The sequence below is a fragment of the Kitasatospora arboriphila genome (assembly GCF_039528095.1).
Lineage (GTDB): Bacteria > Actinomycetota > Actinomycetes > Streptomycetales > Streptomycetaceae > Kitasatospora > Kitasatospora arboriphila.
This window is the reverse complement of record NZ_BAAALD010000138.1, coordinates 1-14,566: the sequence shown is the minus strand read 5'-3', so window position 1 is coordinate 14,566 and position 14,566 is coordinate 1. Positions and strand designations below refer to the sequence as shown.

Below are 14,566 nucleotides of genomic sequence, written 5' to 3'. Positions count from 1 at the left end.
ACGTCACCCGGTCGGCCGACCTTCTGGTGGTCGGCGGCCCCACCCACATGCACGGCATGACCTCCGCACTGAGCCGCCGGATGGCGGTCGCCGCGGAGAAGAAGAAGGACCCGGACGGCGCCGCGGAGCGGACCGCCGCGGCCGAGGGCAACGGCCCCGGCCTGCGCGGCTGGTTCCACTCGCTGCCCGAGGGCGGACCGGGCGTGCGCGCCGCCGCCTTCGACACCCGCGCCGACATCAAGGCGAGCGGCGGGGCCGCGCACGGCATCGCCCGCCGGCTGTCGCACCACCACTACGACCTCGTCGCCCGGCCCGAGGGCTTCGTCGTCGAGGACGCCGAGGGGCCGATGCGCACCGGCGAACTCGAGCGGGCCAAGGCCTGGGGCGCGGCGCTGATCTGACGCCCCGAGGTCCGGAACGCACCGACCGGCGGCCCCGGGAACGGGACCGCCGGTCGAAGTGCGGGTCTGCGCGGCTCCGGACGCCGCGGTGCTCAGCCGACGTGCACGCGCGGGCGCCGCGAGCGGTCGGCCTCCGCCTCGCGGAGCACCTCGCGGGTGACCGGGGCGACCTCGCCCTGGCCGAACAGGAAGAACCGCAGGAACTGGGCGAACGGATTGCCCTCCGTCCACTCGAAGTAGATGTGCGGCTGCTGCCCGGTGGTGTCCCGCACGTGCAGCAGCAGCGCCGCCAGGGCGTTCGGGATGGAGGAGTGCTCCAGGGTGAGGATGCGGTACCGGTCGTGCAGCACCTCGCCGCGCACCCGCAGTTCGGCCTCGAAGTCGGACGGGTCGCGGACGGTGACCTCGACGAACAGCAGGTCGTCCTCGGGGGCGATGCCGTTGTCGGCCCGGATCTGGGAGGTCTTGTCGCGGTACTCGGCGAGGTCCCGGTTGCTCGGCTCGTTGGCGATCAGCCGGATCTCCCGGTGCGCGCAGTCGCGGACGAACCGCTCCGCGATCGGGTCCAGCACGACGTCGGTGACCCGCAGTTCGAAGGCGCGGGCGAGCCGGGAGGCCAGCGAGATGAGGATGATGCCGGCGATGAAGCAGGCACCGATCTTCACACCGTCCGGGCGCTCGGCGATGTTGAGGGCCGTGGTGTAGAGGAAGACCGCGGCGATCACCGCGAAGCCGATCGTCCAGCCCCGCTGGCGGGCCCGGCGGGCGGCGATGGTCACCGCGATCGCCGCCGAGCTGATCAGTACGAGGACGCCGGTCGCGTACGCGCCGCCCTGCGCGTCCACGTCCGCGTCGAAGATCCAGGTGACCAGGAAGGCCACCGCGGTCAGCACCAGCACGGTCGGGCGGACGGCCCGCGCCCAGTGCGGCGCCATCCCGTAGCGCGGCAGGTAGCGGGGCAGCAGGTTCAGCAGGCCCGCCATCGCGGAGGCACCGGCGAACCAGAGGATGGCGATGGTGGAGACGTCGTAGACGGTGCCGAACGCACTGCCCAGGTACTCGTGGGCGAGGTAGGCCAGGGCGCGGCCGTTGGCCTCGCCGCCGGGGCGGAACTGGTCCGCCGGGATCAGCAGGGTGGTGATGAAGCTGGTGGTGATCAGGAAGACGCTCATGATCACGGCGGCGGTGGTGAGCAGCTTGTGCGTGCCGCGGGTGCGCCCGGTCGGCCGCGCCTCCGTGTCGCCGGGGTCGCCCTTGATGTGCGGCATCACGGCGACGCCGGTCTCGAAGCCGGACAGGCCCAGGGCGAGCTTGGGGAAGACGATCAGCGAGACGCCGATCATCGCGACCACGTTGCCGTGCTCGGCCGTCAGCGCGTGCGACCAGTCGGCGATCAGGTCGGGGTCGGAGAGCACCTTCACCAGGCCCGTCGCGACCACCACCACGTTCAGCGCCAGGTAGATGCCGACCAGGCCCACGGCCAGGCCGATCGCCTCGCTGAAACCCTTGAGGAAGACGGCACCGAGCAGCGCGATCAGGAAGAGCGTGATCAGCACCTGGCGGCCGTGCAGCGCGCTCGCCAGGTGCGGGTTCTCCACCAGGTGCGCCGTGGCGTCGGCGGCGGAGAGGGTGATGGTGATGAGGAAGTCCGTGGCGGCGAAGCCCAGCAGGACGAGGACGAAGAGCTTGCCCTGCCAGAAGCTCAGCAGCCGCTCCAGCATGGCGATCGAGCCCTCGCCGTGCGGGCTCTCCTTCGCCACCCGGCGGTAGACCGGCAGCGCCCCGCACAGGGTCACCACGACCAGCACGATGGTGGCCACCGGCGAGAGCAGGCCGGCCGCGAGGGCGGCGATGCCGGGCTGGTAGCCGAGGGTCGAGAAGTAGTCCAGACCGGTCAGGCACATCACCCGCCACCAGCGCTGCCCGTGCTCCTCGGGCGCCTCGGCGTGCGGGCCGGGGTGCTGCTTCGCCCGGTCCGACAGCCCCTCCAGCAGCCACGCCCGCAGCCGGCTCGGTGCCGCGGGTTGAGGGGGGACCGGCGGGGAAGTTGTGGACACGGCAGACTCCGTCGAGGGCGCAAACGATCAAGCCGCCCGGTGGGCGGCTCCGCCAGAGTAGACAGCCGATTCATGGGCCTCTTTCGCCATCACGTACACATCGGCGCCCTGTCCTGGCACTACCGGTTGTGTCGGCCAACGGTTCGAGGACACTCGACGGTCGGACGGCCGGCGTCTGCCGGAGGGCGGCCGGAGCGCCTTCCACCGTCCGCCCGGCATGCGAAACCGCACGTCACCGCAGGTCCGGACGGCACCGGACGGCCCACTCGGACACCCGGGCGGCCACCGTCGGCCGGCTTGTCCGACCACGCCGGGGCACTCGCCGACGCCGGGCCGGTACGGACGGCCACGCCGGGTGCCGCAGCGGCGGGCGGCCGAATCTTGACGGATCTTTAACGCCCCTGCGGGCGCCCTCCCACCCTGCAGGACAGCACCCCTGGCCTTACCCCCGGAACTGCTCGCCGTCCTCGCACCCGATCACCGTCGTCGGGGCGACCTGGGCGATCGGCGGGCCCTCAAGCCCGGCAAGCGCTGCTGCCACGGTCTGGCCCGCCGGAGCGGCTGGCGGCCCGGTGACGTCACCCGTCCCGTCGGACGCCGACACGGCCCGACCCGCCTGCCGGATGCGCCGGCCCTTCGAGTGTCAGCCCGCGTCGTACCCACACTCCCGCCCCGTCGCCCCGCGGAAGCGCCCGTTACACCGGGTAGCCGATCTCCGGCGGCTCCTCCCCCGGCTCCTCCGGGTCCGCCTCCCCCTCCACAGGGCCGACCGTGCCATCCCATGACACCGGTTCCCCGCGGTCAGGCTCGGCGGGCGTACGACGTGAGGCGGTCGGCGAGTGCGGCGACGAGGTCGCGGAGTTCGTCGGGGCGCTCGATGACGAACGGCCGGTCGAGTGAGGCGAGTACCGGCGGCAACCAGTCGAGCCTCTCCACCCTCAGCTCGACGCGCAGCCAGCGCTCGGTCGCCCGGTCCTCGCCGGCCGCGGACTCGTGCTCCTCCAGGCTCGCGAGGCCGGCCGGAAGGCGGGCGCGGATCTGCTCGACCGTCCCGTGGATCCGCACGGTCACCTGATGCCGGTACTCGGCCGCGGCGAACCCCGACAGCACGCGCTGTGCCGGACCGGGGCCCACCGGCGCTTCGAACGAGCCCGGCAGGGTCCGCGCGTCCGCGATGCGATCGAGCCGGAAGGTCCGCTCCTCGCCGATCCCGGCGTCCTCGCCCGTGACGTACCACCGGCCCCCGTGGGCGACGATCCCGTATGCGTGCAGCGTGCGCTCGCTACGGCGTCCGTCACGGTCGGTGTAGCGGATCGAGACCGGCCGGTGGTGGCGCACCGCATCGGCGACCGTGAGCAGCACCCCGGAGTCCGGGGTGTCGAACTCGGCGGGCCGATCGGTGAAGGCGAGGGATTCCAGCAGTGTGTCGAGCCGGCGGGCGATGTGCTTGGGCAGCACCCGCCGGATCTTGGCCGATGCCGTCTCGCTCGCCGTCTGCTGCGTCGTCGTCAATCCTGCTCGGCGGCCGGCGACCAGGCCGAGCAGCACGGCCAGCGCCTCGTCGTCGCTGAGCATGAGCGGAGGCAGGCGGTACCCGGGGCCGAGCCGGTAGCCGCCGTACCGGCCGCGCACCGATTCCACGGGCACGTCGAGGTCGATCAGCTGGTCCACGTACCGGCGAACGGTGCGCCCTTCGACGCCGAGCCGGTCGGCGAGTTCGGCCACCGTCCGGGTGCCGCCCGACTGCAGCAGCTCCAGGAGTGTCAGTACGCGGCCGGTGGGTCGAGGCATGTTCACAGCCTAATGCGAATACAGGACCGATTCTGTCCACTATTTCTCCTAGCCTGCGACCTGCACGTGTCAGGCACGACCAAGGAGATTCCCATGGACTTCGTCTCGATCCGCATCATCACCGGTGACGTGGCACGCCTCGTCGACTTCTACGAGCGAGCCACCGGGACACGGGCGGCGTGGGCCACCGAGGACTTCGCCGAGCTCAGGACCGCGGGCGCCACCCTCGCGATCGCCGGCACCCGCACCGTCCCGCTGTTCGCCCCGGGCTCTGCCCGCCCTGCGGACAACCACAGCGTGATCACCGAGTTCCTCGTCGACGACGTGGACCGCGTCTACCGGGACCTGAGTGGCTTCGTCACCGACTTCGTCACCGAGCCCACCACGATGCCGTGGGGCAACCGGTCGCTGCTGTTCCGCGACCCCGACGGCAACCTCGTCAACTTCTTCACCCCCGTCACCCCGGCGGCCGTCGCGAAGTTCGCACGCTGACCCCTACTCCGCGACGAAGGGGGCGTATCCGATCGGGACCTCGCTCACCTGGAGGTCCGAGAAGAGCAAGGTCACGTTGTGCGCGTTGGTCTCGATGCGCACCTCGTGAAAGTCGATCCCGAGGGCCTTCGACCAGCGGCGGGTCGCCTCCGACTCGGGGAGAAGCGTGGCTCCCGGGTACAGGCAGTGCCACTTCACACCCCAGACGTACCCATCGAGGTCGACGCCCGTTTCGTGGTCGGTGAGCCGGTCGTCCAGCGAGACCCGCCAGGTCTCCGCCGGCAGTGAGGTCTCACACCGCGCCTCGACGCAGTACCGGAAGAGATACCGCAGGTGGGACGGCCTGACGCCGGTACGGGGATCAGCCGTTGCGTGGACGATGACCTCGTAGTCACGCATGTAGTTGGTGTATCCGTGGTGCACGACGGCGTGGTCGAAGGTCTCGTCCAGCATCTGCTCGAGTACGGCGCGATCCATGCCGCACTTCTACAGCACTCGGCGAGACCTTCGACAACGCGGTTCATGTCCTCCGGGGCCGAGGCCGGCCGATGCCGCGTCAGCTGTCGAGCGACGGGGGTCGGGTCACCGTCCGTCGACCGCCCGGTAGGTGCAGACGTTGACGCCGGTGCCGCTGGTGACGGTGGAGACCAGTTCGAGGGTGCGCTTGGCGCCGTCGGCCGGGAAGATCGACTTGCCGCCGCCGAGGAGCACCGGCATGACCATGAGCTTGAGCTCGTCGACCAGGCCCTCCGCGATCAGCGTGCGGGCAAGGGTCGGGCTGCCCATGACCAGCAGGTCGCCGCCCTCGGCCTTGTGCAGGCCGGCGATCCTGGAGACGGCCTCGGCGGCGGGGAGCAGCGTGGTGTTCGCCCACGTCAGGTCGGAGTCGCCGAGGGTGCCGCTGACCACGTACTTGGGGATGGCGTTCATCCGGTCGGCGAACGGGTCGCCCGCGCGGTCGGGCCAGGCGGCGGCCATGGTCTGCCAGGTGCGGCGGCCGAAGAGCAGCGCGTCCGCGGTGCGCAGCGCCGCGTCGAAGGCGCCGCCCACCACCTCCGGGTCGAAGAAGGGGTGCGACCAGCCGCCGTGGGCGAAGCCGCCGTCGGTGTCCTCCTGGGGGCCGCCGGGCGCCTGCACGACGCCGTCCAGGCTGATGAACTCGCTGACCACGATGCGCACGGTGCTCGATCCTCCGGGTGGGTCGGGACTCGGCCGGGGAGCCCCCGACCGCTCCGGCATCATGGCACCCGGCACCGACAATGCGGCGGACGTGGCCGCCCGTCAGGTCGCGGTGCTGCCGGGGCGGTTGACCATCCGGCCGGGTGGGCGGCGGCCGCGTCAGCCGTACCAGGACGCCTCGGTCGGCCGGGCCCGCCGGGGCACCTCCCGCTCGGCCATCGGGACCTGCACCTCGCCCGCGACCAGCGCGCAGCTCGGGATGCTGGTGAACACGCCGGGCAGGGCGATCCGGACCTCGACGTGCCGGGGCGGGCTGGTCGGCAGGACGGCGATCAGCGTGTGTTCCTCGGGATGGTGTCCGTGCACCCGCTCGAACGCGACCTCGTGCCCGTTCACCAGCACCTCCAGCTCGCGGACCCCGCCCAGGCGGACGCCCGCGGTCACCGAACAGCCCGCGTACTCGCAGTGGAAGTGGTACTCGCGGCCCATGCCCGCCTCCCGACGCTGCTGCTGCGGGCGGTGTCGTGCCCGGTCACTCCATCCTGACACCGGCGCGACGGGATCGGCAGGACGGCCGGTCCCGGGCGGGACGGCGGCGGCCCCGCTCCGGACGGCGGCGGGCGATGCTCCGGACGGCGGATCCCGCTCCCCCGGAGGGAGCAGTGGCCGTGACCGTTCGGCCGTCACACCGTTGGCCGCGCGGAGCACCGTTCGGGCACACCACCGTTCAAGGAGAGACCCATGCGAAAGTACGTCCGGACCGCCGTCGTCGGCGCCCTGCTGGGCGCGAGCGCGCTGACCGCCGTGCCGGCGGGGGCGGCCGGGAACACCGCCTACCCGGAGCCCTCGAAGCAGGAGCACCTGTACGCGGTGCCGGTGGCGGGCATCACCGACGTCGGCGACCTCACCAAGCTGGCGCTGCTCGGCCACGACTTCGCCGGACTGCTCGGCCACTGACGGGCCGGGGGCTGCCGGAGGGGGGGCGGCCCGGGCGGAGAACCGCCGGGCCGTCCGGGCCGTCCGGGCTCACAGGTCGAGGACGACGTCCCGGTCGGGGCGGGCGCAGCAGATCAGCGCGTTGCCGGGGGCGGGGGCCTCGACCGGCTCGGGCCGGTAGACCACCGCGCCGTCGAGCAGGCGGGTCTCGCAGGTGCGGCAGACGCCGGTGCGGCAGGACCAGCGGACGGCGATGTCGCAGGCCTCGGCGAGTTCCAGCAGGGTGCCGTACTCGCTCTTCCACGGGACGGTGAGGCCGCTTCGGGTGAACGCCACGGCGGGGCCGTCGCCGGGGAGGCCGGCGGGCGGGTGCGGGGCCGGGGTCTCGCCGGGGGGCGCGGCGATGCCGGGGGTGAGGCCGGCGGCGGTGCCGAACAGTTCGGTGCGGATCCGTTCGGGGGCGAGGCCCGCCGTGGTGAGCGCGGTGGTCAGGTCGGCCATGAAGGCCGCCGGGCCGCAGAGGTAGGCGTCGGCGTCGGCGGGCAGGCCGAGGCCGGCGACGAGTTCCGGGTCGAGCCGGCCGTGGTCGGTGTAGTGGGTGCCCTGCCGGTCCTGGGGGCGGGGGCGGCTGTAGCAGATCCGGGTGTGCGAGCGGGGCAGCCGGGCCAGCAGGTGGCGGGCCTCGGCGGCGAACGGGTGCTCGGTGCCGTCGCGGGCGCCGTGCAGCCACCAGACCGGCCGGGTGGGCGCGGTGTCGGCGAGGGCGTGCAGCATGGCGAGGACGGGGGTCACGCCGACGCCTGCCGAGGCGAGCACGACCGGGGTGCGGCCCGGGGCGAGGGTGAAGGCGCCGCGGGGTGCGGCGGTCTGCAGGGTGTCGCCGGTCCGCAGGCTGTGGTGGAGCCACGCGCTGGCCGTCCCGTGGGTCTCCCGTTTGACGCTGATCCGGTACCGCTGGGCGCCGGGCGGGCCGGAGAGCGAGTAGCTGCGCAGCAGGGCGGGCTGCCCGGGGTCGGGGGCGAGCCGGACGGTGAGGTACTGGCCGGGGGCGGCGGCGGGCAGCGGGGCGCCGTCGGGGTCGGCGAGCCAGATGGAGAGGGTGCTGCGGCTCTCGATGGCGGTGGCGGCGACGGTGAGCGGGCGGAAGCCGTCCCAGGCGGGCCGCGGGTCGGTGCCGTCGGGGTTGAGGCCGGGGTTGCCGGCGGCGCCGTCGGGTGCGTCGGCCTGCCGGAGGAGGGCGCGGAAGGAGCCCTGCCAGCCGGGGCTGAGGGCGGGGATCCGCAGTGCCGCGGCGATCCGTTCGCGCGGCCGTTCCGGCAGGTAGAGCAGGCCGTCGGCCTCGGCGACGGTCATCCGTTCGGGCCCGTCGGCGATCTTGACGATCTCCTGTCCGGCCTCGACCTCGCCCTCGGTGAGGACGCGGAGGTAGAAGCCGGGTCGGCGGTGGGTGACCAGCAGGGCGGGCATCCGCGGCTCGTCCAGGCGCAGGCCGACCCGGTAGCAGGTGACCCGCGGCTGGGTGACCTCGAAGACGGCGCCGCCGATCCGGTAGCGGTCGCCGATGCAGACCTCGTCGTCGGGGAGGCCCTCCACGGTGAAGTTCTCGCCGAAGTGGCCGGGAGCGAGGTCGTCGCGGCCCAGGACCTGCTGCCAGTGCCGGTAGGAGTCGAGCTGGTAGACCATCACGGCGCGCATCTCGCCGCCGTGGCCGACGAGGTCGCCCTGGCCGTCGCCGTCGAGGTTGAGCCGGCGGGCGGTGCGGGGGCCGGTGACGGGGTGTTTCCAGATGCCGGTGCGGACGGTGCGGCCCTGCCAGGTGACGTCCTTCGGCAGGCCGACGTTGACGGAGATCAGGTGGGCCACGGTGCTCCGTCCCTCGTCACGGCCGTTCGAAGAGTTGCAGGACGCCGCCGACGGAGAAGCAGAGCGCGCCGGTGATGGTGCCCCAGTCGGCGATGTCGGCGTTGACCAGGCTGCCGGTGGACGGCTTGGTGAAGGCGGCGAGCGCGGAGACCATGAACAGCACCGACCCGAGCTGGTTGACCGCCACGATCCACCAGCCGAGGTCGCGCGGCAGCACGCGCAGGCTGCCGTGGCAGACCTCGACGAACCCGAGGTGCCCGGAGACCAGGAACAGCACGCAGCCGATCACGTCGGGCGTCCAGATCAGCCGGTTGACCTGCTGGACGCTGAGGCCCTGCAGGAAGGAGTCCAGCAGGTTGACGGCGAAGACCAGGGTGCCGGCGAACAGCACGAAGGCGCTCAGCCAGTCGACCCGCATCGGCTCGTAGCGCCACCACCGCCAGCGGCGGGTGACCAGGGCGCATGCGCCGCCGGCGACGTGCCGCGGCGCGTTGATCACCTGGAGCAGGGTGACGTAACCGCCGGTGTTGAAGCACAGCCCGCCGACGAAGTAGATGACGGCGCTGGTGGTGGCGTCGCCGGAGCCGAACTGGGCGACGGAGGCACCGGCCGCGAAGAGCGCCCCGCCGAGCACGAAGGCGACGGAGGCGACGGTGTTCAGCCGGCGCAGCCGGGCGACGGAGACCTCGTCCGCCCTGGCGTGCCGGACGCCGCCGCCGGGTGCCCGGACGGCGAGCAGGCCGCGGCGCCGGGCGGGGCGCGACTCCCAGACGGCGGTGCCGCCTTCGGGGAGCGCCCAGGTGACCCTGGTGGTGAACGGTCCGGCGCCCTCGCGGCGCGGCGCGGCGGGCCCCGGCCGGTCGGTCGGCTCCGGCTGCTCGGGCTGCTCGGGCTGTTCCACGGGCCGAGCGTAGACCGGAGTGCGGGGCGTGCCGGCGGCGCAACGCCGGGGCGTCAGGGGGTGACGATCGCGAATCCGGGGTCGGGCGCGGAGAGGTACCCGAGCAGTTCGACGAGCACCGCCGGGTCGCCGTCGAGGGTGGCGCGGCCCTGCTCGGCGAGCCGCTCCAGGGACTCCGTGCCGAGCAGCACCGCGCGCAGGTCCGACTCGTCCAGGGTGAGGTCGAGCCGGGCGGGCGGGGCCGCCGGGCCGGGCCCGTTCACGTGGGTGAGGACGCCGTTGTGCAGCCGCACCGTCACGGGCGGACGGTCGGCGCCGAGGTGGAGGCGGAGCGTGAGGTCGGCGTGCCAGCTGCGCGGGCCGTCGACCCGGATGGCGAGGGAGTCGAGGAGCTGGTCGAGGGTGAGTGCGGCGACCAGGTCGGGCGAGTCGGCGGTGGTCGGGGTGCCGACGGGGCCGTGCCGGAGTTCGTGGGCGCCGGTGAGGTAGAAGTTCCGCCAGGTGCCGTTCTCGCTGCCGTAGCCGAGCTGCTCCAGCGCGTCGGCCTGCAGCCGGCGGGCCTCGGCGTTGCCGGGGTCGGCGAAGACGACGTGGTTGACCACCTGGGCGACCCAGCGGAAGTCGCCCGCGGCGTAGGACTCGCGGGCGCGCCGCAGCACCTCCTCGGCGCCACCCATGAAGTCGACGTAGCGGGCCGCCGCCTCGGTGGGCGGGTGCTCCCAGAGGTGGGCGGGGTTGCCGTCGAACCAGCCGAGGTAGCGCTGGTAGACCGCCTTGGTGTTGTGGCTGACGGAGCCGTAGTAGCCGGTGGTGTGCCAGGCGCGTTCGAGGGCCGGCGGCAGCTGCATGCGTTCGGCGATCTCGGGTCCGGTCAGTCCCTGGTTGAGCATCCGCAGGGTCTGGTCGTGCAGGTAGGCGTACAGGTCGCGCTGCAGGGCGAGGAAGTCGAGGACCCGGTCGCGGCCCCACACCGGCCAGTGGTGGGAGGCGAAGACGACGTCGGAGTCGTCGCCGAAGAGCTGGACCGCCTCGGTGAGGTAGTGCGCCCAGTCGTGGGCGTCGCGGACGAGGGCTCCGCGCAGGGTGAGCAGGTTGTGCAGGGTGTGGGTGGCGTTCTCGGCGGTGCACAGCGCGCGGTGGTCGGGGAAGTGGATGTGCAGTTCGGCGGGGGCCTCGGTGCCGGGGGCCATCTGGAAGACCATCCGGATGCCGTCGACGGTCTCGGTCTGCCCGGTGGTGGTGACGTGCAGGGTGGGCGGGATCAGGGTGACGGTGCCGGTGGAGGCGGTCGGGCCGAGTCCCGAGCCGACCTGGCCGCGCGGGCCCTTCCCGAGCGCGGCGCCGTACATGTAGGCGGCACGGCGGGCCATCGCGGTGCCCGCGTAGACGTTCTCGCTGACGGCGTGTTCGAGGAAGCCCTCGGGTGCGACGACCGGGACGCCGGCCGCGAGGTCCCGGTCGGTGAGGACGCCCCTGGCGCCGCCGAAGTGGTCGACGTGGCTGTGCGTGTAGAGCAGGCCGGTGACCGGCCGGTCGCCGCGGTGCTGCCGGTAGAGCGCGAGGGCGGCCGCGGCGGTCTCGGCGGAGACCAGCGGGTCGATCACCAGGACTCCGCGCTCGCCCTCGACCAGGGTCATGTTGGAGAGGTCGAAGCCGCGGACCTGGTAGATGCCGGGGACGACCTCGAAGAGTCCGTGGCCGGAGACCAGGCGGGCCTGCCGCCACAACCCGGGGTGGGCGGTGGGCGGGCAGTCCCGGTCGAGGAAGCCGTAGGCGTCGAGGTCCCAGACCACCCGGCCGTCGGCGGCCCGGATCAGGGGGTCGGCGGCGGTGCCGAGGAATCCGCGGCGTTCGTCGGCGAGGTCCTGGTCGTCGTCGAAGGGCAGGCCGTGCAGGGCGCCCGTGTTGGCGGCGGCGACGGCGGCCGATGCCTCCTGCTGCTGGTTCGGGGCCATGGCGGGTCCTTCCGTGCGGTCCTCGGCTGCGACGGATCCGCGGACCGGACCCGGGCGTGACGCGGTCGCTGCCACCCTTCTCCGACCCCCGGCCCGCCGCCATCGGGGCCGCCCGAACGGAGGAGCAGCCCGCGGGGGGGCGATTCAGGGGCCTGTGGGGGCACCTCCCCGAAGCGGCCTCCCGAATGCCCTCCGGCCAGGCGTGCCGGCTGAGTACGGGTACTCAGGTCCGGTGCGGCGGCGGCTTGGCAGGATGGCCGGGTACTGCTGCCCGAAGAGACCGGAGACCCCGTGAAGCGCCTCGCCCCGGCCACCGCCGCCGTCACCGCCGTGCTGCTGGCGGCGGGCTGCGGCTCCGTCCGGGCGGGTGGTGCCGGGGGCGCCGCCGCTGCCCCGGCATCGGCATCGGCATCGGGGCGGTCCGCGGCGGACGTGATGGCACAGGTACTGGCCGAGCACGACCGGCGGTACCCGGAGGTGGCCGAGGACTGTGCCGGCGCGCGGACGGCCACGGCCGTGCCCGCCCCCTCGGCGAGCCGGGCGCCGGCCGACCCGGAGGGGTCCAAGTACGCGGAGAACCACGCCTTCCGGCAGACCGCACCGGTCGACGCCGCCCAGCGGTGCCGGGGCGACGCCCACGCGGCCAGGATCCTGGCCGCGCTCACCGGGAACGGGCGGCAGCCCGACGAGGCGGCGGTCCGTCAGGTGCTGGAGCGGCTCGGCTACCCGCGGGACGCCGTCCAGGTCCAGCGGGACGGCGGCGCCGCCGGGTTCTCGCTGGTCGTCCCCGGGGCCGGGCCGTGCATCAGCGGCCGGCTGGCCTCTCCGCCGAAGGTCGAGGTGCACGGCCCGTACGTGGAGGGCGGCTGCACCGAACCGCAGGGCGGACACTGAGCGTCCGATGCGCGGACACCGGGCCGCCGCGGGGCGGACGGCGGGCGGCGCCTGGCGTCACAGGGCGGCACTAGGCTGCACGGAGATCATCGCGCCTCAGGGGGAGGAACGGCATGGGCACCGACGGGGACGCGGCGCGGGTGCGCGACGCACTGCTGGCGCTGCGCGGGACGGACGGCGTGGAGCTGCTCGACGGATTCACCGACGCGGAGATGGACGGCTGGCCCGTCCCCGTGCCGGAGGCCGTGCGGACGGTGCTCCGCGCGGTCGGCGGCGTCCACGCGGACGACGAGGAGCACGAGTTCGGGCCGCGCCGGCTGCGGCCGTCCTCGTTCGCCGGCGGCCACTGGGAGGTCGGCAGCCACCTCGCCACCGAGCACACGGTGTGCGTCGCCGTCCGCGACCCGGACGCCGCCGTCCGCGGCCCGGTGGTGGCGGTCCGTCAGCTCGACGACCCGGAGGCCGTGGTCGAGGCCGCCCGCTTCGCGGACTGGCTGCGGGCCCTCGCGGTGCGGCTCACCGACCCGGACGCCGACGGGCTGCTGCGCCGGGCGACCGCAGCGGTCGACGCGGTGCCCAGCGTCGCCGCCGCCGAGGGTCCGGACGCCGCCCTCGCCGCCCTGGTCGGCCGCGGCGACCAGCTCGCCGACGTCGCGGACCTCCGCCACCTGCCCGCCCTCCCCTGCCGGATCGACTTCGAGCCGTACTACACCTACGCCCACAACACCGCCGACACCGGCAGCAGCGAGCTGCGGTTCGAGATGCTGGGCGGCGGCCGGGCACTGCTGGTGCGCTCCGTGGTCAGCGGCGACTTCCTCGGTCGACCGGTGCGCCGCCACGCCGTGCCAGCCGACGCGGGCCGACGGGCGGTCGCCGAGCTGCGGGCCCTCGCCGCCGAACACCCGGCGTCCGTGGTGCTCGACCCGGGCTGCACCGACGCCGAGATGGACGGCTGGCCCGTCCCGGTGCCGCCGGAGGTGCGGACGGTGCTGCGCGCGATCGGCGGCGTCGCGGTGGCCGGGCTGCCGGTCCTGCGGCTGCGGCCCGGCGGCCCCGAGCACGAGGTCGACCCGGAGGTGCACCGGATGCTCGGCGGCGACGGCAGCTACTGGCCGATCGCCCGGGCGGCGTACGGGCGGCAGCACGCCATCGCCCAGGTCCGGATCGATCCCGGCACCGGGGAGTGGGGCTACGCCGTGTCGGTGACCGGCGACGCGGGGCTGCTGCGCGAGTACCCGGAGCTGACGCTGCTCGGCGAGTCGCTCGCGGACCTGCTGCTGACGGTGGCCCGGATCGCCCGCAGGGCCGCCGGGGCCCGGGACTTCGCCCGCGCCGCGGCCGCTGCCGCGCCCTGGTTCTTCCCCAACACCGGCGAGGCCTGGATCCTCCCGGAGCCGGTCGGCGAGTGGTCGGGGGCGGAGGACGCCCTGCGGGCGGCCGCCGCGGCCCTGCCGGAGGGCAGCTTCGCGGGCGACCTGCGGACCGCACCGGCCCCCGGCGACCTCTGCTTCTACCGCGCCGACGACTGGCCGTACCGGGCCCGCCTCGACCGGCTGGTCTTCCTCGGCGCCGGCCGCATCGCCGCCGCGGTACCGGAGGCGGCGTCCTCCTGACGGAGGGGGCACCACACGTACGGCATCGGCGCGGCCCGCCGCCGCGCCGCCCGAGCGCGAGCGCCACGCCCGGAGACGACTCCCGGACCGCCCGCGGACCACCCCGGCGCGCCCGCCCGGCCACCGGGCCCTGCTGCGACCAGGTGCGGGGCCACCGGTTCACCACCGCGACCTCGCCGCTCGCCCCCCACTCCTGTGCCGGCACAGGCCCGGCCCTGTGCCGACACAGGCCCGGCGACCCGCGGCAGGGTGTGCAGCCGGCACCTCGGCGGGGCATGTCACGGCGGGCCGGGCTGGCGTTGATGGCACAGAGTGTGTTCTATTAGGGGAACTGAGTTCCCTCCCTCTGTGGATCGTGTTCCGCCAACGGTTGCGGGACGGACTGGAGCACCCGAACCATGAGCAACTCCTTCGATCTGTTCCGCACGACCGAGGAGCACGACATGCTCCGTGACGCGGTGCGGTCGCTGGCCGAGGCGAAGAT

The 14,566-nt window shown here is 74.1% G+C and carries 13 protein-coding genes; 5 read left to right on the top strand and 8 right to left on the bottom strand.

Annotated elements, in window-relative coordinates:
* Positions 1-401 (top strand): hypothetical protein (locus tag ABD353_RS36890; RefSeq protein ID WP_344628098.1); only part of this gene is annotated, 401 nt, incomplete at its 5' end.
* A gap of 92 nt (positions 402-493) precedes the next feature.
* Here ABD353_RS36890 and ABD353_RS36885 read toward each other — a convergent pair.
* Together ABD353_RS36885 and ABD353_RS36880 are read right to left on the bottom strand one after the other, a co-directional pair.
* Positions 494-2,458, bottom strand: a complete 1,965-nt coding sequence (locus ABD353_RS36885; RefSeq protein WP_344628097.1) for an APC family permease — start codon at positions 2,456-2,458, stop codon at positions 494-496.
* 801 nt (positions 2,459-3,259) lie between these two features.
* The gene (locus tag ABD353_RS36880; RefSeq protein WP_344628096.1) at positions 3,260-4,249 is read right to left on the bottom strand and encodes a helix-turn-helix transcriptional regulator; all 990 of its coding nucleotides are present in this window, start codon (positions 4,247-4,249) and stop codon (positions 3,260-3,262) included.
* A gap of 93 nt (positions 4,250-4,342) precedes the next feature.
* Here ABD353_RS36880 and ABD353_RS36875 point away from each other — a divergent pair, with 93 nt between their 5' ends.
* On the top strand, positions 4,343-4,741 hold the full coding sequence (locus tag ABD353_RS36875) for a VOC family protein (protein ID WP_344628095.1): 399 nt from the start codon (positions 4,343-4,345) through the stop codon (positions 4,739-4,741).
* Positions 4,742-4,744: 3 nt separating this feature from the next.
* On the opposite strand, the gene ABD353_RS36870 is transcribed toward ABD353_RS36875, so the two are convergent.
* The 3 genes from ABD353_RS36870 to ABD353_RS36860 all read right to left on the bottom strand — a co-directional run bounded on the left by ABD353_RS36870 (position 4,745) and on the right by ABD353_RS36860 (position 6,409).
* Positions 4,745-5,218 (bottom strand): YxiG-like protein, encoded by a 474-nt coding sequence (locus tag ABD353_RS36870; protein WP_344628094.1) that lies wholly within the window; start codon positions 5,216-5,218, stop codon positions 4,745-4,747.
* Positions 5,219-5,323: 105 nt separating this feature from the next.
* On the bottom strand, positions 5,324-5,920 hold the full coding sequence (locus ABD353_RS36865; protein WP_344628093.1) for a dihydrofolate reductase family protein: 597 nt from the start codon (positions 5,918-5,920) through the stop codon (positions 5,324-5,326).
* Between the two features lie 159 nt (positions 5,921-6,079).
* Positions 6,080-6,409 carry a hypothetical protein gene (locus ABD353_RS36860; RefSeq protein ID WP_344628092.1) on the bottom strand — a complete coding sequence of 110 codons (330 nt, stop codon included), beginning with the start codon at positions 6,407-6,409 and terminating at the stop codon, positions 6,080-6,082.
* Between the two features lie 252 nt (positions 6,410-6,661).
* Between ABD353_RS36860 and ABD353_RS36855 the strand changes: the two genes are divergently transcribed.
* Entirely contained in the window at positions 6,662-6,877 is a 216-nt protein-coding gene (locus ABD353_RS36855; protein WP_344628091.1) for a hypothetical protein, read from the top strand.
* A 69-nt stretch (positions 6,878-6,946) separates the two neighbouring features.
* Here ABD353_RS36855 and ABD353_RS36850 read toward each other — a convergent pair whose 3' ends face one another.
* The 3 genes from ABD353_RS36850 to ABD353_RS36840 are packed head-to-tail and all read right to left on the bottom strand — an operon-like array spanning position 6,947 to position 11,575.
* Positions 6,947-8,719, bottom strand: a complete 1,773-nt coding sequence (locus tag ABD353_RS36850) for an MOSC domain-containing protein (RefSeq protein ID WP_344628090.1) — start codon at positions 8,717-8,719, stop codon at positions 6,947-6,949.
* A gap of 16 nt (positions 8,720-8,735) precedes the next feature.
* A complete protein-coding gene (locus tag ABD353_RS36845) occupies positions 8,736-9,620 on the bottom strand; it encodes a hypothetical protein (protein ID WP_344628089.1) in 885 nt (294 codons plus the stop codon).
* A 53-nt stretch (positions 9,621-9,673) separates the two neighbouring features.
* Positions 9,674-11,575 carry an alkyl/aryl-sulfatase gene (locus tag ABD353_RS36840; protein ID WP_344628088.1) on the bottom strand — a complete coding sequence of 634 codons (1,902 nt, stop codon included), beginning with the start codon at positions 11,573-11,575 and terminating at the stop codon, positions 9,674-9,676.
* A gap of 291 nt (positions 11,576-11,866) precedes the next feature.
* On the opposite strand from ABD353_RS36840, the gene ABD353_RS36835 reads away from it, so the two are divergent.
* Both ABD353_RS36835 and ABD353_RS36830 read left to right on the top strand, forming a co-directional pair.
* A complete protein-coding gene (locus tag ABD353_RS36835; protein WP_344628087.1) occupies positions 11,867-12,469 on the top strand; it encodes a hypothetical protein in 603 nt (200 codons plus the stop codon).
* A 113-nt stretch (positions 12,470-12,582) separates the two neighbouring features.
* On the top strand, positions 12,583-14,082 hold the full coding sequence (locus tag ABD353_RS36830) for a hypothetical protein (protein ID WP_344628086.1): 1,500 nt from the start codon (positions 12,583-12,585) through the stop codon (positions 14,080-14,082).
* The last annotated feature ends 484 nt before the right edge of the window (positions 14,083-14,566 follow it).